Raw genomic sequence first — 25836 nt, 5'->3', positions numbered from 1 at the left:
TGAATGACGACGCTTAATCTGGGCTATCTCGCCACCTTCCGTCTGGTGATCCAGCGCGGCAGCTTTTCAGCGGCAGCGGATGTGCTGGGTATCTCCCAGCCCGCCGTCAGCCTGCAAATACGCCAGCTGGAGCAGTTTCTGCAAACGCGGCTGGTGGAGCGTACTGGGCGAGGGATAAAGGCGACGGCAGCCGGAGAGGCATTGCTGGCGCATGGGGAGCGTATTCAGCAGGTGGTGGATGACGCCATTCGGTCGGTGAGCGCATTCAGCCACGATGTGAGCGGCACTATTACGCTTGGCACGGGGGCAACGGCCTGCATTCATTTTCTGCCGCCTCTGCTGGAGCAGCTACGACGCGACTATCCGCTCCTGAACGTGGGGGTGACGACGGGCAACACCCGCGATATCGTCAGGGCCATCGAAGAGAACCGTCTCGATATGGGGCTGGTCACGCTGCCGGTGAGTGGCAAGGCGTTGGACGTCATGCCGGTGATGGACGAAGAGTTTGTTTTTATCGCCTCGCCGGAGCTGAAGGATGTTTTCAGAGACTTTACCCCGGAGGCGCTGCACGCTCAGCCGCTGATTGCCTTTGAATCAGGTAGCGGAACCCGGACGCTGATCGATGGCTGGTTTGCGGCTAATGGATTAACGATCGCACCGGTGATGCAGCTTGGCAGCATCGAGGCGATCAAACGCATGGTTCGCGCGGGGCTGGGCTACAGCATCGTGCCTCGAATGGCGGTCGAACAGGATGCCGATCGCGAAGGGCTATGCGTGATGTCGCTTACGCCCATGCTGCAGCGGCAGCTGGCGGTGGTGATGCGACAGGATAAAATCCTCAGCAAAGGGATAGCGGCCATTATTCGGCTCGTGCAGCATCCTTCGGCGGTTTAGCGGTCAGCGGTGTCGACGGTGAGGCTGGATTGCTGCGACTGGGTTTTGTCCTGATGGTGGTACCAGGCGCCAATCGAGGAGTAAACGAAGCGGCCAAAGAAAAACAGAAAGCTGATGAGCAGTATGATGCGGGTCATTCGGGTGTTAAATCGATGTCGTTTGCGCATACGCGTGACCTGACTCACTCTGTTTATCCTGGGTAAGCCCTTTTGGGCGATAAGGATATTAAGGCACAGCGGGAAGAAGGGGTCAATTCTGCAGTGTGTAAATAACCGTCAATGTATACATTAATTAATGTTATTGAATTTAATTAATGCATTTACCATATTGATAATATGAAGAAAATTATTTCAAAAAAAACGCCACAAAGAGTAATTTGCGTAAAGTAGTTTGATTTAAGTCAACGGATTCCCGGCCCTTATATTTAAAATCCTTCCTCCACACAGTTCGCCCCGCACGCCGCCGGGCGGCGCGTACGTCAGGTTGGATGCCTGTCTTTATTTTCCCTCTGGAGCGAAAGGGGTTTAACCGGGCATCTATGAACATTCTCGCTTTCCTGAAAAAAAATGAAAACCGCTGGTGGGCATTGCCGCTTATTTTGCCTGTGGTTTTACTTCCCGTGCTGAGCATCGCGAATACCTTCACGCAGCTGGGAGACGGTATTGCGGCACTCTATTATTTACCCCTCTCATTTTTGCTTTCGCTGATGATGTTCTTTGGGCTGGAAGCGCTGCCCGGGATCGTATTGTCGCTGTTTATCCGCTATTACCCCTCGGTCGGCATGTTCGAAACGGTCGCTGGTATGCTCCATTTTGTCGTCCCTTTAGTGCTGAGCTGGGGCGGCTACCGGGTGTTTGCGCCCAGACGGAATATGACCGCATACGGCGACATCCGGCTGATGGCGCAGCGCATCTTCTGGCAGGTCTTCTGCCCCGCGACGCTATTCCTGGTGCTGTTTCAGTTTGCGGTGTATTTAGGCGTGTATGAGAGCCGGCAGAGCCTTGCGGGATTAAACCCTCTTAATATTCGCTCGCTCATCAACTATCAGACGCTGCTGGTCAGCGGGCTGACGGGCGTGCCGCTGAGCTATCTGCTGATCCGCCTGATTCGCCATCCGCGCTATCTCAAAAGCCTTTTCTCGCAGATCCGTTCCCAGATAGATAAAAAGGTGACGGTCATTGAGTTTCTAATGTGGGCGATTGCGCTAGGCGGGCTGCTTACGCTGCTGCTGCTCCCGATGAATGAAAACAGCTCCATTTTCACCACGAACTACACCCTGTCGCTGCTCATGCCGGTGATGCTCTGGGGCGCGATGCGTTTTGGCTATAAGCTGATTTCGCTAATCTGGACGCCGATACTGCTGGTATCTATTCACTATTTTTACCGCTATATCCCGGTGAACCCGGGGTATGACATTCAGCTGGCGATCACCTCTTCCAGTTACCTGGTCTTCTCGTTCGTGGTGATTTATATGTCGATGCTGGCAACCCGGCAGCGCGCGGTGAACAAACGCTCGCGCAGGCTGGCGCTGCTCGATCCGGTCGTCCATATGCCTAACCTGCGGGCGCTGTCGCGCGATCTGGCGAAAAACCCGTGGTCGGCGCTCTGTCTGCTGCGCATTCCGGAGCTGGAAATTCTGGGCCGAAATTACGGCGTGTTGCTGCGGATTCAGTACAAGCAGCAGCTGGCGCAGTGGGTGAATGGCATTCTCCAGCCCAATGAGCTGGTGTATCACCTGACCGGGTATGACCTGGCGGTACGGCTCAACGCGGAATCGCACCAGCAGCGGATTGAAGCCCTGGACGAGCATATCAAGCAGTTCCGCTTTGTCTGGGACGGCATGCCGCTGCAGCCGCAGGTGGGCGTGAGCTATTGCTATGTCCGGTCCCCGGTTAACCATCTTTACCTGGTGCTGGGCGAGCTGGGCGTGGTTGCCGACCTTTCGCTCTCCTCCAACCATCCGGAAAATCTTCAGCAGCGGGGTGCCGTCCATTTGCAGCGCAACCTGAAGGATAAGGTCGCGATGATGAGCCGCCTGCAAAAGGCGCTTGATAACGACGAATTCACCCTGCTGGTTCAACCCGTTCGCGGCATGCGTGGCGATTGCTATCACGAAGTCCTGCTCCGGATGTCGGATATAAACGGGCTATTGATCTCCCCCGACCAGTTCCTGCCCGTCGCGCAGGAGTTTGGTCTCTCTTCCCGGGTAGATTTGTGGGTGCTGGAGCACACCCTGCGCTTTCTCGCCGCGCATCGCGAAAGACTGCCCGGCCAGCGCTTTGCCATTAATCTGGCCCCGTCGACCGTGTGTCGGGTGCAGTTTCCGCTTGAGGTGAGCCGCCTGCTGGCGAAATACGCCATTGAGCCGTGGCAGCTAATCTTTGAAGTGACGGAGTGCAGCACCTTTTGCAATGCGGAGCAGGCGCAACACATCCTCCGGCAGCTGCAGAAAATGGGGGTACGTATTGCGATTGATGATTTTGGCACCGGCTATGCGAGCTATGCGCGGCTGAAAAGCGTGGACGCGGATATTCTCAAGATTGACGGCAGCTTTATTCGTAATATCGTCAACAACAGCCTGGATTATCAGATTGTGGCGTCTATCTGCCATCTTGCGCGCATGAAGAAAATGCTGGTGGTGGCGGAGTATGTTGAAAGCGAAGAGATACGTAGCGCGGTTCACGCGCTAGGCATCGATTATGTGCAGGGTTATCTGATTGGCAGACCGGCACCGCTTGAGTCACTGCTGGAAGCAGAGGCGTCCACCGCGGACGCCTGAGCCGTTACGCGGCGACGTCGGCGCTCTCTTCTTCAATTTTAAGCAGCCAGCCGGTGACGGCTTCCCAGTACTGCTGCTCTTTTTCCAGGTCCAGCAGGACCAGCGCGTTCTGGCTGAACCAGTCGTGCGGGAAGCTCAGCGTCCAGTGATGGTCGTCGGTTTTAAGCTTCAGCGTGGGCGGCGTGGTGGTGGCCTGGCGCTGGTTATTGAGCAGTACGCCCAGACGCAGCAGCTGTATAAGCGGCAGGAACTGTTTTTTCTTGAACAGCGTAAAGCGCGGCAGGTCGTCGAGCTTGATGGCTTTGCGGTGATAACGCACCAGGGTCGCCATCATGGTTTGCTGCTCCTGGTTGAAGCCAGGCAGATCGCTGTTTTGCAGAATATAGGCCGAATGGCGGTGCATCCCGCTGTGGTTGATGTTCAGCCCCACCTCGTGCAGCATCGCGGCCCATTTCAACAGCGCGGCAAGCTGCGGGTGCGCGAGCTTCGGATTCTGCTCCTGCCACTGTTCGTACATCTGTACCGTGGTGTCCAGCACGCGCTTCGCCTGTTCACGGTCGATGTTGTACTGGTTGGCCAGGCTTTGCGCGGTGCGGCTGCGAATATCCTGATGGCGGAAGCGGCCTTCCATCTCATACAGCACGCCTTCACGCAGCGCGCCGTCCGACAGACGCAGCTCTTTTATGGCGAGGGCATCAAACACGCCGCAGAGAATAGCAAGCCCCGGCACGAATACCGCTTTACGCTCGTCGGAAAGACCCGGCAGGCTTAAGGCGTCAAAACTTTTATGCTTCAGCACTTCTTCGGTCAGCAACGTCAGGCGTTCGGGCGTGATAAACCCGTCTTTTTCACCCATCGCCAGCAGCACTTCATGCGCCGCCTTGATGGTGCCCGACGCGCCCAGCGCCACGTTCCAGCCCTGAATACGGTACTGCCAGGCCAGGTTTTCCAGCTTCTGGACAGCCGCCATACGCGCGCGCTGGAAGTTCTCGCGGGTGATGGTGCCGCCCGGGAAATACATCTGCGCGAAGCTGACGCAGCCCATACGGCGGCTTTCCACCAGGCGCGGCTCAAAGTCTTCGCCGATCACCAGCTCCGTTGAGCCACCGCCGATATCGATAACCAGCTTGCGGCCTTTTTCCGGCTGGGTGTGCTCAACGCCCATGAAGATCAGACGCGCTTCCTCGTTGCCGGAGATGATCTCAATCGGGTAGGGGATCACCTTTTCGGCCCGCTTGAGAAACTCAGGTGCGTTCAGGGCCTGGCGCAGGGTGTGGGTACCCACGATGCACACGCTGGAGGGCGAGAAGCCCTGCAGGCGCTCAGCAAACAGCGACAGGCAGTTTAACCCGCGCTCCATCGCCTCTTCGCTGAGCATGCTGCGTTCATCAAGACCATCCGCCAGGTGTACGCGCTGCTTCAGACGACCGATGATCTGCAACGCGCCATCCACCTCACGGGCGATGACCATGTGGAAACTGTTAGAGCCAAGATCGACCGCGGCGAATTCCTGCGGGCGTGGGGTCTTATCATTTATCGGCATAGGTTAATCGGGTTGCTCGAGTGATTTGATATAGTCGTAAATCGCCAGTTGCGACCGCACTTTACGGCGGTTGCCGCGCGGTACATAGCGGTTACTGAGTTCTTTGTCGATATAGCGTGCTTTCACGGTATCGCTGAACAGAATCTCGATGATGTCGAGGATCTGCTGCTTCAGGCGCGGATCCAGCAGCGGTGCCGCGACTTCAATTCGGTAGTCAATATTGCGCGTCATCCAGTCTGCCGAAGAGAGATAGACCTGCTTATCACCCGCATTATCGAAAATATAGACCCGATCGTGCTCCAGGTAGCGGTCAACAATGCTGATCACGCGAATATTGTCGCTGATGCCTTCCAGTTCCGGGATCAGCGAGCACATGCCGCGGATCAGAAGATTAACCGGTACGCCGGAGCTGGACGCCGCATACAGCCTGTCCACCAGCCCTTTATCGACCAGGTTGTTAAGCTTCAGCGTGATGCCGGACGACAGCCCTTTCTGGGCATTGGCGATCTCTTTATCGATCATATCGTACAGCAGACGGCGCGAGTTCTGCGGCGAGACCAGCAGATAGTCGAAGCTCACCGGACGGTACGGGTTTTCGATAAAGTTAAAGACCCGGCGCACTTCATTAGTGATGCGGGCATCGGCAGTTAAGAGCGAGTAGTCGGTATAAATTCGCGCGGTTTTCTCGTTAAAGTTCCCGGTACCGATGTGGGCATAACGCACCACCTCATCGCCCTCTTTACGAGAGATGAGGAACAGCTTGGCGTGAATTTTCAGCCCTGGCGCGGAGAAAATGACGTGCACACCGGCTTCCGTCAGACGACGCGCCCAGTGAATGTTCGCCTCTTCGTCGAAGCGCGCCTGCAGCTCAACCACCACGGTGACTTTTTTGGCGTTGTGCGCCGCGTGGATCATCGCATCGATGATGCGGGAATCTTTTGCCACGCGGTAGATGTTGATTTTGATCGCCAGCACGCTCGGGTCGAACGAGGCCTGACGCAGCAGTTCCAGCACGTGCTCGAAGGTGTGGTACGGATAGTAGAGCAGGACATCGCGTTCGCGGATGGCGTCGAATCCGTTGCGGAATTTATCGAACCAGAGATGGCGCAGGCGCGGCAGCGGCTTGTTCACCAGGTTGGCTTTGCCGACGTTCGGGAAGCCAATAAAATCTTTAAAGTTGTGGTAACGACCACCCGGAACGATGGAGTCATAGCGCGAAATGGTCAGTTTCTCACGCAGCATCTCCACCATGGCGTCCGGCATATCGCGCTGATAGACGAAGCGCACCGGTTCAGCCGTCAGGCGCTGTTTCAGGCTGGATGACATCAGCTCCATCAGGCTGGCTTCCATCTCGTGCACCAGGTCATATTCGGCGTCACGAGTCATTTTCATCGAGTAGGCGTTTAACGCATCGTAATCGAAGAAGCCTTTGAAGATGTCGTCCAGACAGTAGCGCAGGATGTTATCCAGCAGGATCATTGGTTTGCGTCTGCGCGGGGTTTCCGGCGGCAGGTTCACAAAGCGCGGCACCTTGTCGGATGGGATCTCCAGCAGCGCGTAACGGATAGATTCACCGCGAATAATTTCCACCGCAAGGTAGGTGTAGTCATCTTTCAAAAACTGCACCAGATCGGTTTCGCGGTTGATCAGAATCGGGGTAATGTGCTGGCGCAGATAGTGTTTGAAGTAGTGGCGCAGCCAGTTTTGTTGGTTAACGGAAAGCTGGCGTTCGTTAATCAGGAAGATTTGATTGCGCGCCATCTCCAGCAGCAGTTCGTTATACAGGCCGTCAAATTCCTGATCGGCTTTCAGCACGCGGGACTGGATTTTGCCCAGCAGATGCCGCGAGTGCGAGTTTAAGCCCTGTTCTTCGCTGATGATGATGCGTCTTTTCAGCTCGGCAAAGCGAACCTTGTAGAACTCATCCAGGTTGTTCGAATAAATACCCAAAAAACGCATGCGCTCGATCAGCGGGTTACTTTTGTCTGCCGCTTCCTGGAGTACACGTTCGTTGAATGCTAACCAGCTTAGCTCTTTCTCGATATATAACTTTTCCTGACCCATTACAGCTCACACTCCAGTTCAATCACAGGACGTGGTAAATCCGTCTCGTCCTTATTATGGCGAGCATTTCCACGATATGTCCAACAGTGCCAGAAAAGTATGACAGTTATTTTTTTTGTTGGGGAATTTAAAGGGTTGGGGAGGGGATATTCGGGTAATGCATCAGGCAGGTCGGGTAAGCGCAGAAGCGCCACCCGACATAATAAACTACTCTTCCGCCGCATGACCTTGCAGAGGTAACTTAACGCCGTCCAGCCAGGCAGCGCCGTCGCGCATCTCGAGACGTCCGTCGACAAACCAGCTTACCACCAGCGGGTAAATGGCGTGTTCCTGGGTCTGCACGCGTTCGGTCACGTCTTCTTCGCTATCGCCGTCAAAGACCGGGACTTTCGCCTGCAGGATAACCGGACCGCCGTCCAGCTCGTCGGTAACGAAATGCACGGAGGTGCCGTGCTCCTCATCGCCATTTTCCAGAACCTGACGATGGGTATGCAGGCCGGGATATTTCGGCAGAAGAGAAGGGTGGATATTCAGCAGACGTCCGGCGAAGTGTTCGACGAAGGCCGGGCTCAGAATACGCATATAGCCTGCCAGCACGACTACGTCCGGCGCGTAGGCATCAATCTCATGCACCAGCTCGCGGTCAAAGGCTTCACGTCCGGCGAACTGGCTGGCTTCCAGCGCGTGCGCGGGAATGTTGGCTTCCCGCGCGCGCTCAAGGCCGAACGCGTCGGCCTTGTTGCTGAATACTGCCCGAATGGTGCCGTTGATTTTCTTCTGCTTGCAGGCGTCTATGATGGCCTGCAAATTGCTTCCGTTGCCGGAAATGAGCACCACGATGTTTTTCATTCAATGACCACACGCTGTTCGGAATCGGAGGCTTTAATCGTACCGATTTTCCACGCGTTTTCACCTTTCTCCGTCAGCAGCTTCACTGCTTTATCCGCTTCGCTCGCTGGCAGGGCGATAACCATGCCCACGCCGCAGTTAAAGGTGCGGTACATTTCGTGAGAGCTCACGTTGCCCGCGGTCTGCAGCCAGTTAAACACGGCTGGCCACTGCCATGAGGATTCGTCGATCACCGCCTGGGTGTTGTCCGGCAGAACGCGCGGAATATTTTCCCAGAAGCCGCCGCCGGTCAGGTGGGCAATGGCGTGAACGTCGACGTTCTCGATAAGCTCGAGCACGTTCTTCACGTAGATACGTGTTGGCGCAAGCAGATGGTCAGCCAGTGGTTTACCGTCAAGCTCGGTGGTCAGCGGATCACAGCCGCTCACTTCGAGGATTTTACGCACCAGGGAGTAGCCGTTAGAGTGCGGGCCGCTGGAGGCCAGCGCGATCAGCACATCGCCATCGGCCACTTTGCTGCCGTCGATAATTTCTGATTTTTCTACTACGCCGACGCAGAAGCCCGCGACGTCATAATCTTCGCCGTGATACATGCCCGGCATTTCTGCGGTTTCGCCACCGACCAGCGCGCAGCCAGACTGCAGACAGCCTTCGGCGATACCGTTGATCACGCTTGCCGCGGTATCCACGTCCAGTTTGCCAGTCGCGTAGTAATCGAGGAAGAACAGCGGCTCTGCGCCCTGAACCACCAGGTCATTCACGCACATCGCGACCAGATCGATACCGATCGTGTCGTGACGTTTTAAATCCATCGCCAGGCGCAGCTTGGTGCCTACACCGTCAGTACCCGAGACCAGAACAGGTTCACGATATTTTTGCGGCAGCGCGCACAGTGCGCCGAATCCACCCAGACCACCCATCACTTCCGGGCGGCGGGTTTTTTTCACCACACCTTTGATTCGGTCAACCAGCGCATTACCTGCGTCAATATCAACACCGGCATCTTTGTAGCTGAGAGAAGTTTTGTTGGTCACGGCTTAAATCCCCACGCGATTGCATAGCTAGTAAGAAAAATCGGCGCAATTCTAACAGTCCAGGCAAACGTTTGCGAGCCTATTCTGGACGTGGAGATCTTTTTTTCTGTGCACCCCGTGAATGCAGCCAAACTTGACTCTGTTCACGAAAATGAAACCGGTTTCTGAGAACTGCTTGCAACGGTTATTCCCTTTGCACATCATCGAACTGAAACCGGTTTCTGTAATTGTTTTTGCAGATAATAACGCAGAATGAGGGAAAGCGAATGTCAGGATTTAAAGCAGATTTTCTGTGGGGTGGGGCCGTTGCGGCGCATCAGCTGGAAGGCGGCTGGAAAGAGGGCGGAAAAGGCGTGAGCGTGGCCGACGTCATGACCGCGGGCGCGCACGGCGTGCCGCGTGAAATCACCAACGGCGTGCTGGAAGGGAAAAATTACCCTAACCATGAAGCCATTGATTTCTACCACCGCTATAAAGAAGACATCAAACTCTTTGCTGAGATGGGGTTCAAATGCTTCCGCACCTCTATTGCCTGGACGCGGATCTTCCCGAAAGGCGACGAGCTTGAGCCTAACGAGGCTGGCCTGAAATTCTATGACAACCTGTTCGACGAATGCCTGAAGTACGGCATCGAACCGGTTATCACCCTGTCTCACTTCGAGATGCCTTTCCATCTGGTCACGGAATACGGCGGCTGGCGCAACCGTAAGCTGATCGACTTCTTCGTTCGTTTTGCAAAAGTGGTATTCCAGCGCTATCAGCATAAAGTGAAGTACTGGATGACCTTCAACGAGATCAACAACCAGGCCAACTTCCACGAAGATTTTGCGCCGTTCACTAACTCCGGGCTGAAGTACGCGCCGGGTGAAGACCGTGAGCCGGTGATGTTCCAGGCGGCGCACTATGAGCTGGTGGCCAGCGCCCTGGCGGTGAAGGCGGGGCGCGAGATTAACCCGTCGCTGCAGATTGGCTGCATGATTGCCATGTGTCCTATCTACCCGCTCACCTGCGCGCCGGACGATATGATGATGGCGATGAATGCCATGCACCGCCGCTACTGGTTCACCGACGTGCACGTGCGCGGCAGGTACCCGCAGCATCTGCTCAACTACTTTGCGCGTCGCGGCTTCACGCTGGATATTACCGAAGAAGATAAAGCCGCGCTGAAGCAGGGCTGCGTCGATTACATCGGCTTCAGCTACTATATGTCCTTCGCCACCAAGGCGACGGCGGATAACCCGCAGCTGGATTACGACGAGAGCAAGAGCCTGGTCACTAACCCGTACGTGCAGAAATCGGACTGGGGCTGGCAGATTGACCCGGTGGGGCTGCGCTACTCCCTCAACTGGTTCTGGGATCACTATCAGCTGCCGCTGTTTATCGTTGAAAACGGCTTTGGCGCGATCGACGTGCAGGAGAGCGACGGCACGGTGAACGACCAGTACCGCATTGACTACCTGTCCGCCCACATCCGCGAGATGAAAAAAGCGGTGGAGGAAGATGGCGTGGATCTGATGGGTTACACCCCGTGGGGCTGTATCGACCTCGTTTCTGCCGGTACGGGCGAAATGAAAAAACGCTACGGCTTTATCTTTGTCGACAAAGACAATGAAGGCAACGGCACGCTGAACCGCAGCAAGAAGAAATCGTTCGACTGGTATAAGCAGGTAATTGCGAGCAACGGCGATAGCCTGTAATTGCCGGGTGGCGCTAACGCTTACCCGACCTACACTACACGTAGGTCCGCGTAAGCGCAGCGCCACCGGGCAGAACCCGCACCCAAGCCGGAGTCTCGCCTCCGGTTTTTTTTGTCTCTAAATCACTTTGCTTGATATACGTCAAGCAAGATGGGTATGGCCTAATCCGAAAAAAGCGGTATAATCCCGCGATTTTTTTGCGGACGCCGCCTCAGAGGAGAAAGAGAATGAAGATTGTGGAAGTGAAACACCCACTCGTTAAACACAAGTTGGGCCTGATGCGTGAGCATGACATCAGCACGAAGCGTTTTCGCGAACTGGCATCTGAAGTCGGCAGCCTGCTGACATACGAAGCGACCTCCGATCTGGAAACGGAAAAAGTCACCATCGAAGGCTGGAACGGCCCGGTGCAGGTTGAGCAGATCAAAGGTAAGAAAATTACCGTGGTGCCAATTCTGCGTGCCGGTCTCGGCATGATGGAAGGCGTGCTGGAGCACGTGCCAAGCGCGCGTATCAGCGTGGTGGGTATCTACCGTAACGAAGAAACCCTTGAGCCGGTTCCTTACTTCCAGAAGCTGGTCTCTAACATCGACGAGCGTATGGCGCTGGTGGTTGATCCGATGCTGGCGACCGGTGGTTCGATGATCGCCACCATCGACCTGCTGAAAAACGCGGGCTGTAGCAGCATTAAGGTGCTGGTGCTGGTTGCGGCACCGGAAGGGATCGCGGCGCTGGAAAAAGCGCACCCGGACGTTGAGCTGTATACCGCCTCTATCGACCAGGGCCTGAACGAGCACGGATACATCATTCCGGGGCTCGGCGATGCCGGCGATAAGATCTTTGGTACGAAATAATCGAATAACGATAAATAAGCCGACTTTGATAGTCGGCTTTTTTTTGAATAAAACACCAACAACAATACTACTCAGAGGAAAACACTATGACGCGCCGTGCTATCGGGGTGAGTGAAAGACCGCCGCTTTTACAGACTATCCCGCTTAGTTTGCAGCACCTGTTCGCCATGTTTGGCGCAACCGTGCTGGTGCCAATCCTGTTCCACATTAACCCGGCAACCGTGCTGTTGTTCAACGGCATCGGTACGTTGTTGTACCTCTTTATCTGTAAAGGCAAAATCCCGGCGTATCTCGGGTCGAGCTTCGCGTTTATCTCGCCGGTTTTGCTGCTGCTGCCGCTGGGTTATGAAGTCGCGCTGGGCGGCTTTATCATGTGTGGCGTCCTGTTCTGCGTAGTGTCCTTCATTGTGAAGAAAGCCGGTACCGGCTGGCTGGACGTCATGTTCCCGCCTGCGGCGATGGGCGCCATCGTTGCGGTCATCGGTCTTGAACTGGCGGGTGTGGCGGCGAATATGGCCGGTCTGCTGCCTGCTGACGGCCAGTCACCGGATTCCAAAACCATTATCATCTCGCTGGTTACGCTGGGCGTAACGGTGTTTGGCTCCGTCCTGTTCCGCGGCTTTATGGCGATCATCCCGATCCTGATCGGCGTGCTGGCGGGCTACGCGCTCTCCTTCGCGATGGGCGTGGTGGACACCACTCCGATTGCCGAGGCGCACTGGTTCGCGCTGCCAACCTTCTACACCCCTCGCTTCGAATGGTTTGCGATTTTCACCATTCTGCCTGCGGCGCTGGTGGTGATTGCGGAGCACGTCGGCCACCTGGTGGTGACGGCGAACATCGTTAAGCGCGATTTAATCCGTGACCCGGGTCTACACCGTTCCATGTTTGCGAACGGTTTCTCCACCATCATCTCCGGTTTCTTTGGCTCCACGCCAAACACCACCTACGGTGAGAACATCGGCGTGATGGCGATTACCCGTGTCTACAGTACCTGGGTTATCGGCGGCGCGGCGATCATCGCCATTCTGCTCTCCTGCGTCGGCAAGCTGGCGGCAGCGATTCAGATTATCCCGGTGCCGGTGATGGGCGGCGTGTCTCTGCTGCTGTACGGGGTAATTGGGGCATCCGGTATTCGCGTGCTGATTGAATCCAAAGTGGATTACAGCAAGGCGCAGAACCTGATCCTGACCTCAGTAATCCTGATTATCGGCGTGAGCGGCGCGAAGGTGCACATCGGTGCGGCCGAGCTGAAGGGCATGGCGCTGGCGACCATCGTCGGCGTTGGCCTGAGCCTGATCTTCAAGCTGATCTCGGTGATCCGCCCTGAAGAGGTGGTACTGGACGCTGACGAAAGCGAAAAAGCGTCACATTGATCGAAAAGTCGGGCGAGGGATCGCCCGGTTCTCTCCTTGCAGGTTCCGTGTTAAACTCCTTTCCGATTTTACGTAGGATCTCTGGTTGAGGTATTTCTGAACGGACCGGCACAGCTCTCTCTGCCACTTTATCTCCCTGACGACGAAACTTTCGCGAGTTTCTGGCCGGGTGATAACCCCTCTTTACTGGCTGCACTGCAAAACGTGCTGCGCCAGGATCACAGCGGATACATCTATATCTGGTCACGCGAAGGCGCGGGGCGCAGCCATCTGCTGCATGCCGCCTGCGCGGAGCTTTCAGCGCGCGGTGATGCAGTAGGCTACGTGCCGCTGGATAAACGTACGTGGTTCGTGCCTGAGGTGCTGGAGGGAATGGAACATCTCTCGCTGGTCTGCATCGATAATATCGAGTGCGTGGCGGGGGACGAGCCGTGGGAAATGGCGATCTTCAACCTCTACAACCGCATCCTGGAGTCGGGCAAAACCCGGCTGCTGATCACCGGCGATCGTCCACCGCGACAGCTGAATCTGGGGCTGCCGGATCTGGCGTCTCGTCTGGACTGGGGGCAAATCTACAAGCTCCAGCCGCTGTCGGATGAAGATAAGCTTCAGGCGTTACAGCTGCGCGCAAAACAGCGCGGATTTGAGCTGCCGGAAGACGTGGGCCGCTTTCTGCTCAAGCGGCTGGATCGCGAAATGCGTACGCTGTTTGACACGCTCGATCAGCTCGATCGCGCCTCCATTACCGCCCAGCGCAAGCTGACCATTCCGTTTGTGAAAGATATTCTCAAGCTTTGAATTTTCTCGCCCGGTGGCGGCTAAATATCCCCAATTAGATGCTCAACCAGAAGTGGAATCGGTCTTCCCGATGCCACGCTCCGTCCGTTTTCGCGCCACAGCGCCGTACCGCTGATGTCCAGATGCGCCCACGGAATGGCTGGCGGGCAGAAGTGGTGCAGCAGCCACGCTGCCGAAGCACTGATTGCTGCATTATTGGTCGGCGTGTTGCACAGATCGGCGATGGTACTCTCGGTCTGCTTTTTCAAGCGGGCATCCAGGGGTAAAGACCACACTTCGTCACCGCTTCTTTTCCCTGCTCGGGTGAGAAAATCGCGCATCAACTCATTTTGCGTCATTAAACCACTGAATTCATACCCCAGCGCTTTAACCACTGCACCGGTTAGCGTTGCTATATCAATAATATATTGAGCCTGTGGGTGCCGCTGGCTGGCCCAGGCGATGGCGTCTGCCAGCACCAGTCGGCCTTCGGCATCGGTATTGTTGATTTCAACCGTGGTGCCGTTGCAGGCCGTCGCCACCGTTCCGGGCTGCATGGCGTCCGGGCCAATGGCGTTTTCCGCCAGTGCCAGCACGCCCATAATGCGTACGGGCAGCGCCAGCTCTGCGGCGGTCAGCATCAGGCCCAGCACGTTAGCCGCACCGCACATGTCGTATTTCATGGTATACATGCCCGCGCCTTCCTTCAGCCACAGGCCGCCTGTATCAAAGGTTATGCCTTTTCCCACATAGCAGCGCACCGGGCCGTCGTTGACGCCGTCATAATGGATCGCCAGCAGGCGCGGCGGACAGGTCGCCCCTTTGCCAACGGCGTGCAGCAGCCCCAGACTCTGCTCAACGATTTGCTTTTCATCCAACACCTCGCAGCGCAGAAAAGGGAAGGCGGCACACAGTTTTTGCGCCTCTTCCACCACAAACTGCGGCGTGCATCGGTCGGACGGGATATCCGCCAGCCGTCGCGCAGCGACCATTCCGTGGGCGATGGCCTGCTGCTGGCGGAAGATTCCCTCCAGTTTTGCCTGCTGTTCCGGCAGGCAAAGGGCAGTAATGTGCGTAAGGCGCACCGTCGATTCATCCGTTTTCTTCAGCTTCAGATCGCTTAGCCTGTGCGCCTGATTAAAAAGAAAACGCAGCACCTGCGCCAGCACCACATCGTCGATATTGGTAACGTCCAGTATCAGCTCGGGGCTGACGGGCGAGGCCAGCAGCGGGCGCAGCGCCGTCAGCAATCCTTCGGTCAGGCTATCCTGCCAGAGGGCATCTGGCAGCAGAGTGATCCGGGCAAACGGGGCGCAGCCAAAGCGGGTGTCAGCGATGCTGGCAGACTCGCGCATTTCTGCGACCAGCGCCGTTTCGGGCAAATGCGTACAGGAGGCGGACGCAATCAAATGGCTCTGCGGAGCCGCGTCAGAAAGCGCGTTGATAAACTGATACGTAATCATCATGACTCCTCAATCGGCGCGCGGATCCGCGCGGCATAGGCCTGCATCCACTCATCGTCTACCGCGTGATAATGCGTTTTCTCCCGCAGGCGTTCGGTACGAAAAACGGTGAGAGGCTGGCGAGCCGTCGCCACCACAAACGAGAAGGTTTTGATGTTGGTGGCGGCACCAAATTCGCCTTTGTTGTTCATGCACACCACTGAGAGATCGCCCGCGCGCCCAAAGCGCGACATCAGCTTGTCTTCCAGTTCGAACACTACCGAATCGGCAGCCTGCTGGGGCGTCATGCCCTGCGCCATGCGGCGGACGATTTCGTAGCTGGTGCAGCCTTTCATCAGATCTTCACCGACGCCCGTGGCGGTGGCAGCGCCGGTTTCACTGTCGCAGTAAAATCCGGAACCAATAATGGGCGAATCCCCGAGTCGACCGCGCTTTTTCATGAACAGGCCGCTGGTGGACGTGGCGACGCTCATCGAGCCCTGCTTATCGAGGCCGATAATGCCGACGGTGTCATGCCCGTCGTAAGGGCTTAAGCCCTTATCCAGCGTTTCACGGCAGCGTTTGCGGTAGTGCTGCAAGGCGCGGTCAGTGAGCATGGTTTTGTCGGCAAAGCCCTGGCTCAGCGCCCATTCGCGCGCGCCCTGGCCCACCAGCAGGCTGTTGTAGCGCTGGCGGCTTAACGCATGCGCCACCCGCACCGGGTTGGCGATATCCACCAGGTTGCCCACGGCACCAAACGCCAGCGTATCGCCGTCCATGTAGGCGGCGTCCAGCTCCACTTCGCCATTTTCGGTGGGCAGCCCGCCGTAGCCGACGGATTTATAAAACGGAAAATCTTCGACGGCGGCGACGGCATCCACCACCGCTGCCGAGACCGGTTTCCCCGCAGCCAGCGCAGATGCAGACTCGGTGACGCCTTCAAGCGCCATTCTCCAGGTCGCGATAATTCCCCACATGCTTTACTCCTGTTTTGCAAGGGTGGTGTCGGTTTGCGTAACGGTGACCATTTCCGCCGCGCGGTACTGTTTGTCCACGATACGCATGAAAGGTAGGTACAGCATGGCGCCAATTAGCAGGTTGATAAGCTGCATCACGCTGCCGCTCAGGTGCCCGGTAACGATAAAACCGCTGATAACGGGTGGCAGCGTCCAGGGAATAAACACCCCGGTGGTGACGGCAACCGCGCCAATCTTCATCGCTGCATACTGCACGGTAACCAGCACCAGCGGCACCAGATTGAACGGGATAAGCATGATTGGGTTCATGATCACCGGCAGGCCAAACAGGATCGGTTCGTTGATGTTAAACACTGACGCCCCGGCGCCGAGGCGCGCCACTTCCCGCATGTTTTTGCTGCGGGCGAAAATCAGCATCGCAATGACCAGCGACAGCGTGGCCCCCGCGCCGCCCATCCAGATCATGTCAAAAAACTGTTCGGTGATAATGTGCGGCGGCGTGGCGCCAGCCTGAATGGCCGCGATGTTGTCGGTCTGGTTCTCCATCCACAGCGGGCGAATGATGCCGTTAATCATCGAGCCGGAGTTAATGCCCACTGACCAGAGAATGGTGATGCTGAAGACCGTCATCAGCGCGCCAAAGTAAGAGGTACCGTAGTGGCGCACCGGCGTGGCCACTACTTCGTAAATAAACTGGTGGATAGTGTTGTAGTGGGTGTTTTCAAACACGATACGGATACCCAGCACCAGAATCATCACCAGCAGGGCCGGGATTAATGCCGCGAACGACTCCTGCACCGCCGGCGGCACGCCGTCCGGCATTTTGATGACCAGTTTTTTGCGCTTGAGCCAGCAGAACAGTTCCGTCCACAGCAGAGAACCAATCATCGCCACGAACAGCCCTTTGCTGCCAATCCACTCCACCGGAATGACGGTAATACCGCCGTTTTCCGCCACTTTGATAAAGGGCGTCAGGATGAGAAAGGCGACCAGCGCCAGGATGCCGCAGGAGATGCGATCCTCGCCGTAGTGTTCCGCCAGGCGGAAGGCCACCAGGAAGCTGATGAACAGCGACATGGTGGAGAACACCGCGTTGAACGGAATTTCAATAATGGCGCTCCAGCTCTCACCAAAGGCCTGAGACATAAACTGCTGATAGGCTTGATTCGGGAATGACGAGATCACCAGCAGAACGGAGCCGACGATGATAAACGGCATGAAGGATACGTAGGCGCCGCGAATGGCCCCGAGATGACGCTGCTGGGCCGTTTTGGCCGCCAGCGGCATCAGTTTTGCTTCAAGAAATCCCAGAACATTGTTCATTGTGAACTCCGTACAAGATTGAGGGGTGTTGGTTGTGTTATGTCTGGGAATTATCAGTGAAGCGTGGCGAGCGAAAGGTGAAATCGGTCACAAAGCAATCGCTGCTGTAGTATAAATCTCATAAGATTAGTTCTGAGGATTTGCGATGGAAATTAAACTGCATGCTAATGCCACCACGACGCCGCGCATCCGTCGCTATCTTCAGCAGTCAGATAAAAGCGACAGAGAGCTTGCCGCTGAGCTGGGCATTTCGGTCACTACCGTCAGGCGCTGGCGCAACCGCGAGCAGATTTCGGACAACCACACAACGCCAAAAGTGATACACAAAGCGTTGAGACAAGAGCAGATCGCACTGGTGAATGTCCTGCGTGACGTCTCGGGAGCGCCGCTTGATGAACTGCTGCAGATTGTAAACGGCGTGCTGGGGATCCCCGTATCCCGGGCGACATTGAACCGCTACCTCAAACCGACCTCTGCGCAACAAAAAGGGGCTCCGTTGCAGGGGAAAAAGGCGCTCAAGGCAGGTATCGTGCCGCAAAAACTTCTGTTACATCATCAGCCTCTGTCTCTGCATATGGACGATGGCGGAGAACAGCATCTGCTTTGGGCGCGTGAACCGGTGAGCGGCTGGTGCTACGCCCGGCTGTACGCGGGCACTTCTCCGCAACTGCTGGCCCGCTGGGCGCACGACGCGCTGGAAGCCTGTCCGGCTGATATTCAATCTATTGAGACTTTTGGTTTCGAAGTGAAGCCAGAGGAGCGTAATGCCACCGTTACGGTGCATCCACAGCAATACTCCGCCGTTCAGGTTGCTCAGCCGCTCTGTGAAATCATTCCACGCCTGAACAGTGAGCCGGCAGGCGAGCTGTTGATCCAGCTGTGCGAATTTTACAACCGGGGAAAAGCGCAGAAAAAGTTAGGAGAGAGTACGCCGCAGGCCTTTCTTGAAGCGCTGCGGCGTAACGATTAGAGGATCTCGAGCACGTCTTCCGGCGGACGTCCAATGCGCGCCTGGCCGTTCGCCACCACAATCGGGCGCTCAATCAGCTTTGGATTTTCAACCATCGCCTGGATCAGCTCAGCCTCGGTGAGACGGCTATCATCCAGGTTGAGCGACTTATACAGATCTTCTTTCTGACGCATCAGCTCTCTAGCACTGCCCATTCCCAGCATGCGCAGCAGCTGGCGGAGGGTTTGCGCGTCAGGTGGTGTATCAAGGTAAAGCACCACTTCCGGCTCAACGCCGTTAGACTTCAGCAGGCTCAGGGTATCGCGGCTCTTGGAGCAGCGAGGGTTGTGATAAATTTTTACGGCGTCTGTCATGACGTGAATTCTCCTTTATTACATCTTCTCGTACGGCTTAAAGCGCTGCTGCAGGCCGCGCAGCTGATCGATACGCGCATCGTAACGGGCCTGCTGTAGGCTACCGAGCTTGACCTGCGAGCTGGCGCTGCTGAGAGCGGAAATCGCCTGATCGAGGCGGCCCACCAGGGCAAAGCCTTCGGCACGCGCCGCAAGCTCCTGATCGCGGTTGCCGAGCTGGGCTTCCGCCTGAGCGAGCAGATCCCAGCCGTTTTGATCGTCTTTATTATTAAAGGTGTAGCGGTTCAGGATAGTCGCCGCTTCACCCGGCTGGCCGCCCTGCAGATAAGCGTTCGCCAGGTTAAGCTGCAGCACCGGGTTGGTACGGACGTCTTTCGCCCCTTTCAGACGGTTAATCGCATCGGCGGTTTTCTTCTGCCCCAGATCGATATCCGTCGACAGATCGAGATACCACGGGTTGTTCGGGTCGGCAGCAAGAAGCGGCTGCAGCGCTTTACGCGCCTCGTCGTATTTGCTGGCTTCCATCGCCTGAAGCGCCTGACCATACTGCGCCGCGTTTTTCTCACGCACGTTGCCTTTCGCCAGGGTATCCAGCAGGTCACTGGTGAGCTGGTTACGCCCGGAATTGTACATTCCCAGGGTTCTCACTTTCGCCATGTAGAAATCCTGCGAAGACTGGACCACCACAGGACGCATCTGGTTTGCACGGTTACGCGCGTCCGATAGTCGGCTTTCAGGCAGCGGGTGCGTCAGCAGGATTTCCGGCGGACGGGAAGAGTAACGCGCCTGATCGAGCAGTTTTTCCAGGAAGCTCGGCATGGCCTGCGGGTCAAAGCCCGAGCGCTGCAGCACCTGAATCCCGATGCGGTCCGCTTCCTGCTCGTTTTGTTGGGTAAAGCTGATCATCCCCTGACGTGTTCCCGCCAGCGTACCGGTCAGGGCTGCCATCCCGGCCTGCGGGCTGGCCATCGCCAGCAGAATCGATCCCAGTGCACCCACCCAGGTGAGGGGAGCGTTACGTTTCTGGTCTTCCATCGCACGCGCCAGGTGACGCTGTGTGACGTGCGAAATTTCGTGCGCCATTACCGAGGCCAGCTGGCTTTCGTTGTCTGAATATCGGAATAACGCCGAATGCAGCACCACGTTACCGCCAAAGAAGGCGAAGGCGTTGATTTCGTCATTATTGATTAAATAGAAATGGAAGGGGGTCTTTACCGAGTCGGCGTGTGCTACCAGACGCATCCCCAGCCCGTTTATGTACTGCACCAGCAAAGGGTCGTTGATCAGCGGGGCGCTGCCGCGCAGCTGGCGAACATAGTAATCCCCCATTTGCATCTCTTGCCCAATAGAGAGCGTGCTTCCTGCTGTGGTGCCCATGTCCGGCAATGAATCGGACGAGTCAGCAAAAGCGGGCAACACCTGACCGACCGTCACCGCGGCAATCAGTGTTGCAACCAGTGTTTTTCTCAATTGCCTGAACATAACCACTGTCCTGTATGTTGGATGTGCTAATTTGACCGATGAACCGGCATATCGTTCATCTCTGCTGCCCTGCGAGTGTAGCCGTGTTGTAGCATGAAGAAAATCCCATTCATCAGGGTTTTGCGGATTGCGATCGGGATACAAAAAGCGAAAGTCTTTTTTGTGACAGTTAGATACAATTCACCGTCTCACTCCCGCCATTCGATTCAGGGAAGGGTTGTATGCTCGAAATGTTAATGCAGTGGTACCGGCGTCGGTTCAGCGACCCGGAAGCCATTGCTTTGTTGGTTATTCTGGTTGCCGGGTTCGGTATTCTGTTCTTCTTCAGCGGCCTGCTCGCCCCTCTGCTGGTGGCGATTGTGCTGGCGTATCTGCTGGAGTGGCCCACGGCGCGTCTGGAACATATCGGCTGTTCCCGCCGCTGGGCGACCAGCATCGTGCTGGTGCTGTTTGTCGGCATCCTGCTGTTAATGGCATTTGTGGTGATGCCGGTCGCCTGGCAGCAGGGAATTAACCTGATCCGCGACATGCCCGGCATGCTGAACAAGCTGTCTGATTTTGCCGCCACGCTGCCGCGCCGTTATCCGGCCCTGATGGATGCCGGAATTATCGACGCGATGGCCGAAAATATGCGCGCCCGCATCATGACGATGGGTGATTCGGTGGTGAAATACTCTCTGGCCTCGCTGGTAGGACTGCTGACGCTGGCGGTTTACCTTGTGCTCGTGCCGCTGATGGTCTTCTTCCTGGTGAAAGATAAAGATCAAATGCTCAACGCCGTGCGCCGTATTCTGCCGCGCAACCGCGGGCTGGCAGGGCAGGTCTGGGAAGAGATGAACCAGCAGATCACCAACTACATTCGCGGCAAGGTGCTGGAGATGATTGTCGTGGGGGTAGCGACCTGGATTGGCTTCCTGATTTTCGGCCTGAACTACTCGCTGCTGCTGGCGGTGCTGGTGGGGCTGTCGGTTCTGATCCCGTACATAGGCGCGTTTGTGGTGACCATTCCGGTTGTTGGGGTCGCGTTGTTCCAGTTTGGGCTGGGGACTGAGTTCTGGAGCTGCTTCGCGGTGTACCTGATTATTCAGGGCCTGGACGGTAACCTGCTGGTGCCGGTGCTGTTCTCCGAAGCGGTGAACCTGCATCCGCTGGTGATTATCTTATCCGTGGTGATTTTCGGCGGGCTGTGGGGATTCTGGGGCGTGTTCTTCGCTATTCCGCTGGCTACGCTGATTAAAGCGGTCGTCCACGCGTGGCCGGATGTGCCGGCGGTGGAAGAGAAGTAGAGGGGGGCGGCCTGATGCCCTCACCCCGACCCCTTCACACGGGGAGAGGGAGAAAACATGAAAAACGGCAACCTGGGTTGCCGTTTTGCTGTTTATCAGGCGCTTTGTTTCAGCCAGTTCAACACCACGTCGTGGTGGTTGCTGGTTTTGAAGTCGTCAAACACGTGTTCAACTTTACCGTCAGCGTCAATCAGGAAGCTGATGCGGTGGATGCCGTCGTAGGTTTTACCCATAAACGTCTTCTCGCCCCAGACGCCGAACTGCTCGCATACCTGATGATCTTCATCAGAAAGCAGCGTGAAGTTCAGCAGCTCTTTTTCAGCAAATCGTGACAGCTTTTCTGGTTTATCGGTGCTGATACCCAGCACTTCCACGCCGACTTTTTTCAACTCGTCCATGTTGTCGCGTAAGCCGCAGGCCTGTACGGTGCAGCCGGGGGTCATGGCTTTCGGGTAGAAATAGACCAGAACACGCTGTCCCTGGAAGTCGGTCAAATTTACTTGCTCGCCGTCTTGATCCGGTAAGCTAAATTTCGGTGCGATGTCACCGGCTTTCAGTGGGTTCATTACTCAACTCCATCCTGTTCGTGCTGCGAATAATTGACGACGCTTATACTGCCCTGCGCGTTTAATTCTGTACAGAGGGCTTTGAACGCTTGCTCGATATTTGACGCATCCTGTGAGGCAGGGCTGTGCGCGGTAATTTGAATAAACAGCACCGGAAGACCATGGTCATCGCTTGTCTGCGTACGGGAAACCAGTTCGGCAATATTCATCTGATGACTGTCAAAAAGCGCCGTGAAACGCTCAATCAGATGCGGAGAATCAGGCACTTCAACCTGTACCCAGACGGTAGAAGGCAGTGCCGGACGCGGACGCGCAGTGGTGCGCTTCATGACAATCAGCAAATCCAGTTCGGCCCCTTTCAGCGGCAGGGTCGATTCAATCAACGTGATGGCGTTCCATGTCCCGGAAAGTAACATAATAAATGTGAACTCTTCGCCGAGCATCGCCAGACGGCTGTCTTCGATATTACAGCCGCAGCTGCTTACGTGGCGGGTGATGGTGTTCACGATACCCGGCCTGTCGGCACCCAGCGCAGTGATAACCAGGTAATGTTGTGATGAGGTTGTCAAACCTGTTCTTCCTTTGCATGGTTAAGTCTTCCTAAGGAAAGCATAAAAAAAACATGCATACAACCGCCTGACAGCCTCAGGTCGCTTGCTTTTATTACAGTTCCAAACGTAACATTGAGGCTCTTGTTCGCACAGAGGATGGCTCATGTTCACGGGAAGTATTGTCGCGCTTGTTACACCGATGGATGAAAAAGGTAATGTCTGCCGGTCAAGCATGAAGAAGCTCATTGATTACCATGTCGCCAACGGAACCTCGGCGATCGTTTCGGTAGGGACTACCGGTGAATCCGCAACGCTGAGCCACGACGAGCACGGCGATGTGGTGATGCTGACCCTGGAACTGGCTGACGGACGTATTCCGGTCATCGCGGGCACAGGGGCTAATGCAACCGCAGAAGCTATCAGCCTGACCAAACGTTTTAACGACAGCGGCATCGTTGGCTGTCTGACGGTGACTCCTTACTACAACCGTCCTACTCAGGAAGGTTTGTTCCAGCACTTCAAAGCCATCGCTGAACATACTGACTTGCCACAAATTCTGTATAATGTGCCGTCCCGTACCGGTTGCGATATGCTGCCGGAAACCGTTGGTCGTCTCTCGGAAGTAAAAAATATTATCGGTATTAAAGAGGCGACAGGGAACTTAAGCCGCGTTCATCAGATCAAAGAGCTGGTTTTAGACGACTTTATCCTGTTGAGTGGTGATGACGCGACCGCGCTGGACTTTATGCAGCTCGGTGGCCATGGCGTGATCTCCGTAACGGCAAACGTTGCGGCACGCGACATGGCTGAAATGTGCAAACTGGCCGCAGCAGGTCATTTTGATGAAGCGCGCGTCATTAATCAGCGTCTGATGCCGCTGCACAATAAATTATTTGTCGAACCCAATCCGATCCCAGTGAAATGGGCATGCAAGGAGTTGGGTCTTGTAGCAACCGATACGCTGCGTCTGCCAATGACACCGATCACCGACCACGGTCGTGATATCGTCAGGGCTGCGCTGAAGCATGCCGGTTTGCTGTAGAGTTTAGGGAGATTTGATGGCTTATTCAGTACAGAAGTCGCGCCTGGCGAAGGTTGCGAGTGTTTCGCTTGTTATGCTGCTCGCTGCCTGTAGTTCAGACTCGCGCTACAAGCGCCAGGTGAGCGGTGATGAATCCTATCTGGATGCAACCCCGCTTGCTGAACTTCACGCACCGGCTGGTATGATCCTGCCGATTCAGAACGGCGATTATAATATTCCCGTGACCAACGGCAGCGGCCTGGTCGGTAAAGCGCTTGATATTCGTCCGCCAGCACAGCCTCTGGCGCTGGTTAGCGGGGCGCGTACCCAGTTCACCGGTGATACGGCGTCTCTGATGGTTGAGAGCGCGCGCGGTAGCAATCTTTGGCCGCAGGTTGTCAGCGTCATTCAGTCGAAGAACTACACCATCGATAAACGCGATGACGCCAGCCAGACGTTAACCACCGACTGGATCGAATGGAACCGTCTGGATGAAGACCAGCAGTACCGCGGTCGCTATCAAGTCTCCGTTAAACCACAGGGTTATCAGCAGGCGGTCAACGTTAAGCTGTTGAACCTGGAGCAGGCGGGTAAACCGGTTGCGGATGCCGCGTCCCTGCAGCGTTACAGTACCGAAATGTTGAACGTGATTGCCGCAGGTCTGGATAAGACCGCTACCGATGCCGCCAACGCTGCGCAGAGCCGTAACGGTGTAACCTTCGATGTTCAGAGCGGCGCGGATGATACCGGCCTGCCAATGCTGGTGGTGCGTGCACCGTTTAACCAGACCTGGCAACGTCTGCCAGCGACGCTGGAAAAAGTGGGCATGAAAGTGACCGACAGCACGCGTTCAACCGGCAGCATGACGGCAACCTATAAGCCGCTCTCCGACAGCGCGTGGCAGGAACTGGGTGCGAAAGATCCTCAGCTTGCCTCCGGTGACTATAAGATTCAGGTAGGCGACCTAGATAACCGCAGCAGTCTGCAGTTTATCGATCCAAAAGGTCACACGCTGACCCAGTCGCAGAACGATGCGCTGGTCGCTGTCTTCCAGGCAGCATTCAGCAAATAAATACGAGGGCTGGTGAATCCAGCCCTTTTTATTTTAGTGCCACGCAAACGTGTGCGTGGCATAATATCCCCAGTTTTGAACACAAATCATCACACCAGGAGTAATGAAGATGCAGAAGCAAGCTGAGTTGTATCGTGGCAAAGCGAAGACCGTATACAGCACGGAAAACCCGGATCTGTTGGTGCTCGAGTTCCGCAATGATACGTCAGCAGGGGATGGCGCACGCATTGAGCAGTTCGATCGTAAAGGCATGGTGAACAACAAGTTCAACCACTTCATTATGACCAAACTGGCCGAAGCGGGTATCCCGACCCAGATGGAAGCGTTGCTGTCCGATACGGAATGTCTGGTGAAAAAACTGGATATGGTTCCGGTTGAGTGCGTTATTCGTAACCGTGCGGCGGGCTCCCTGGTGAAGCGTCTCGGCATTGAAGAAGGTATCGAACTGAATCCACCGCTGTTCGACCTGTTCCTGAAAAACGATGCCATGCACGATCCGATGGTCAATGATTCCTACTGCGAAACCTTCGGCTGGGTGAACAAAGAGAACCTGGCACGCATGAAAGAGCTGACCTACAAAGCCAACGACGTGCTGAAAAAACTGTTTGATGACGCGGGCCTGATCCTCGTCGACTTCAAGCTGGAGTTTGGTCTGTTCAAAGGCGAAGTGGTGCTGGGCGATGAGTTCTCACCAGACGGTAGCCGCCTGTGGGATAAAGAAACGCTGGATAAAATGGACAAAGACCGTTTCCGTCAGAGCCTGGGTGGCCTGATTGAAGCGTACGAAGCGGTTGCTCACCGTTTAGGCGTTAAGCTCGACTAACTCCCTCACTTGCCAAAGGATGTTCGCATCCTTTGGCGTCTTACCTTTGTTTCCTATGGTAATCTTGCCGTTAACCGCCTACGATCATAGCTATTATAAATGG

General features: G+C 55.9%; 23 protein-coding genes. 11 read left to right on the top strand and 12 right to left on the bottom strand.

The annotated features are described in order from the left end of the window. Positions 1-3: 3 nt before the first annotated feature. Positions 4-894, top strand: a complete 891-nt coding sequence (locus ACW9E7_RS14450; RefSeq protein ID WP_458727977.1) for a LysR family transcriptional regulator — start codon at positions 4-6, stop codon at positions 892-894. Here ACW9E7_RS14450 and ACW9E7_RS14445 read toward each other — a convergent pair. After that, positions 891-1061: a YfgG family protein gene (locus tag ACW9E7_RS14445; protein ID WP_008501648.1), complete on the bottom strand. Its 171-nt coding sequence runs from the start codon at positions 1059-1061 to the stop codon at positions 891-893. The genes ACW9E7_RS14450 and ACW9E7_RS14445 overlap by 4 nt on opposite strands. A 371-nt stretch (positions 1062-1432) precedes the next feature. Between ACW9E7_RS14445 and ACW9E7_RS14440 the strand changes: the two genes are divergently transcribed. Continuing rightward, complete coding sequence (locus tag ACW9E7_RS14440) at positions 1433-3673, top strand: EAL domain-containing protein (protein WP_458727976.1); 2241 nt, start codon at positions 1433-1435, stop codon at positions 3671-3673. Between the two features lie 4 nt (positions 3674-3677). Here the strand turns inward: ACW9E7_RS14440 and ppx are convergent, their stop codons facing one another. The 4 genes from ppx to purM all read right to left on the bottom strand — a co-directional run bounded on the left by ppx (position 3678) and on the right by purM (position 9163). Beyond that, positions 3678-5216: an exopolyphosphatase gene (gene ppx / locus ACW9E7_RS14435; RefSeq protein ID WP_023308773.1), complete on the bottom strand. Its 1539-nt coding sequence runs from the start codon at positions 5214-5216 to the stop codon at positions 3678-3680. A 3-nt stretch (positions 5217-5219) separates the two neighbouring features. Then, entirely contained in the window at positions 5220-7280 is a 2061-nt protein-coding gene (gene ppk1 / locus ACW9E7_RS14430) for a polyphosphate kinase 1 (protein WP_111965176.1), read from the bottom strand. A 207-nt stretch (positions 7281-7487) separates the two neighbouring features. Further along, entirely contained in the window at positions 7488-8129 is a 642-nt protein-coding gene (gene purN, locus ACW9E7_RS14425) for a phosphoribosylglycinamide formyltransferase (RefSeq protein WP_271368344.1), read from the bottom strand. Then, the gene (gene purM / locus ACW9E7_RS14420; protein ID WP_008501643.1) at positions 8126-9163 is read right to left on the bottom strand and encodes a phosphoribosylformylglycinamidine cyclo-ligase; all 1038 of its coding nucleotides are present in this window, start codon (positions 9161-9163) and stop codon (positions 8126-8128) included. Before purM ends, purN begins: the two co-directional genes overlap by 4 nt. Positions 9164-9429: 266 nt before the next feature. Between purM and ACW9E7_RS14415 the strand changes: the two genes are divergently transcribed. The 4 genes from ACW9E7_RS14415 (at position 9430) to ACW9E7_RS14400 (ending at position 13888) form a co-directional block, all read left to right on the top strand. After that, positions 9430-10860: a 6-phospho-beta-glucosidase gene (locus ACW9E7_RS14415; RefSeq protein ID WP_252093292.1), complete on the top strand. Its 1431-nt coding sequence runs from the start codon at positions 9430-9432 to the stop codon at positions 10858-10860. A 227-nt stretch (positions 10861-11087) separates the two neighbouring features. After that, entirely contained in the window at positions 11088-11714 is a 627-nt protein-coding gene (gene upp, locus ACW9E7_RS14410; RefSeq protein WP_111965178.1) for a uracil phosphoribosyltransferase, read from the top strand. An 86-nt stretch (positions 11715-11800) separates the two neighbouring features. Continuing rightward, positions 11801-13090 carry a uracil permease gene (uraA, locus tag ACW9E7_RS14405; protein ID WP_045399708.1) on the top strand — a complete coding sequence of 430 codons (1290 nt, stop codon included), beginning with the start codon at positions 11801-11803 and terminating at the stop codon, positions 13088-13090. A 96-nt stretch (positions 13091-13186) separates the two neighbouring features. Continuing rightward, entirely contained in the window at positions 13187-13888 is a 702-nt protein-coding gene (locus ACW9E7_RS14400) for a DnaA inactivator Hda (protein WP_211438414.1), read from the top strand. Positions 13889-13908: 20 nt separating this feature from the next. Here ACW9E7_RS14400 and ACW9E7_RS14395 read toward each other — a convergent pair whose 3' ends face one another. From ACW9E7_RS14395 to celB, 3 genes are read right to left on the bottom strand one after another with little or no spacing between them, the layout of a single operon-like run. Then, positions 13909-15330, bottom strand: a complete 1422-nt coding sequence (locus ACW9E7_RS14395; protein ID WP_458728397.1) for a leucyl aminopeptidase family protein — start codon at positions 15328-15330, stop codon at positions 13909-13911. Then, positions 15330-16286: a N(4)-(beta-N-acetylglucosaminyl)-L-asparaginase gene (locus ACW9E7_RS14390; RefSeq protein WP_248174853.1), complete on the bottom strand. Its 957-nt coding sequence runs from the start codon at positions 16284-16286 to the stop codon at positions 15330-15332. The genes ACW9E7_RS14395 and ACW9E7_RS14390 overlap by 1 nt, the downstream gene beginning before the upstream one ends. Positions 16287-16289: 3 nt before the next feature. Next, positions 16290-17609, bottom strand: a complete 1320-nt coding sequence (celB, locus tag ACW9E7_RS14385; RefSeq protein WP_115875973.1) for a PTS cellobiose transporter subunit IIC — start codon at positions 17607-17609, stop codon at positions 16290-16292. A 145-nt stretch (positions 17610-17754) separates the two neighbouring features. Between celB and ACW9E7_RS14380 the strand changes: the two genes are divergently transcribed. Next, positions 17755-18579: a transposase family protein gene (locus ACW9E7_RS14380; RefSeq protein WP_458727975.1), complete on the top strand. Its 825-nt coding sequence runs from the start codon at positions 17755-17757 to the stop codon at positions 18577-18579. On the opposite strand, the gene arsC is transcribed toward ACW9E7_RS14380, so the two are convergent. Then, a complete protein-coding gene (gene arsC / locus ACW9E7_RS14375) occupies positions 18576-18932 on the bottom strand; it encodes an arsenate reductase (glutaredoxin) (protein WP_127731910.1) in 357 nt (118 codons plus the stop codon). The genes ACW9E7_RS14380 and arsC overlap by 4 nt on opposite strands. A gap of 18 nt (positions 18933-18950) precedes the next feature. Continuing rightward, positions 18951-20414 carry a beta-barrel assembly-enhancing protease gene (bepA, locus tag ACW9E7_RS14370; protein ID WP_111965181.1) on the bottom strand — a complete coding sequence of 488 codons (1464 nt, stop codon included), beginning with the start codon at positions 20412-20414 and terminating at the stop codon, positions 18951-18953. A 221-nt stretch (positions 20415-20635) separates the two neighbouring features. Here bepA and ACW9E7_RS14365 point away from each other — a divergent pair, with 221 nt between their 5' ends. Beyond that, complete coding sequence (locus ACW9E7_RS14365) at positions 20636-21700, top strand: AI-2E family transporter (protein ID WP_033146172.1); 1065 nt, start codon at positions 20636-20638, stop codon at positions 21698-21700. Positions 21701-21795: 95 nt separating this feature from the next. Here the strand turns inward: ACW9E7_RS14365 and bcp are convergent, their stop codons facing one another. Continuing rightward, on the bottom strand, positions 21796-22266 hold the full coding sequence (gene bcp / locus ACW9E7_RS14360; protein ID WP_014171119.1) for a thioredoxin-dependent thiol peroxidase: 471 nt from the start codon (positions 22264-22266) through the stop codon (positions 21796-21798). Next, positions 22266-22835: a glycine cleavage system transcriptional repressor gene (locus ACW9E7_RS14355; protein ID WP_023308758.1), complete on the bottom strand. Its 570-nt coding sequence runs from the start codon at positions 22833-22835 to the stop codon at positions 22266-22268. The genes bcp and ACW9E7_RS14355 overlap by 1 nt, the downstream gene beginning before the upstream one ends. Positions 22836-22980: 145 nt before the next feature. On the opposite strand from ACW9E7_RS14355, the gene dapA reads away from it, so the two are divergent. From dapA to purC, 3 genes are all read left to right on the top strand, one after another. Next, a complete protein-coding gene (gene dapA, locus ACW9E7_RS14350) occupies positions 22981-23859 on the top strand; it encodes a 4-hydroxy-tetrahydrodipicolinate synthase (RefSeq protein ID WP_458727974.1) in 879 nt (292 codons plus the stop codon). 16 nt (positions 23860-23875) lie between these two features. Further along, a complete protein-coding gene (gene bamC, locus ACW9E7_RS14345; protein WP_111965182.1) occupies positions 23876-24910 on the top strand; it encodes an outer membrane protein assembly factor BamC in 1035 nt (344 codons plus the stop codon). Positions 24911-25019: 109 nt separating this feature from the next. Further along, positions 25020-25733, top strand: a complete 714-nt coding sequence (purC, locus tag ACW9E7_RS14340) for a phosphoribosylaminoimidazolesuccinocarboxamide synthase (RefSeq protein ID WP_008501631.1) — start codon at positions 25020-25022, stop codon at positions 25731-25733. Positions 25734-25836 lie beyond the last annotated feature (103 nt).

The organism is Enterobacter sp. H2G27 (assembly GCF_054403075.1).
This window is presented reverse-complemented; position numbering and strand designations above follow the sequence as displayed.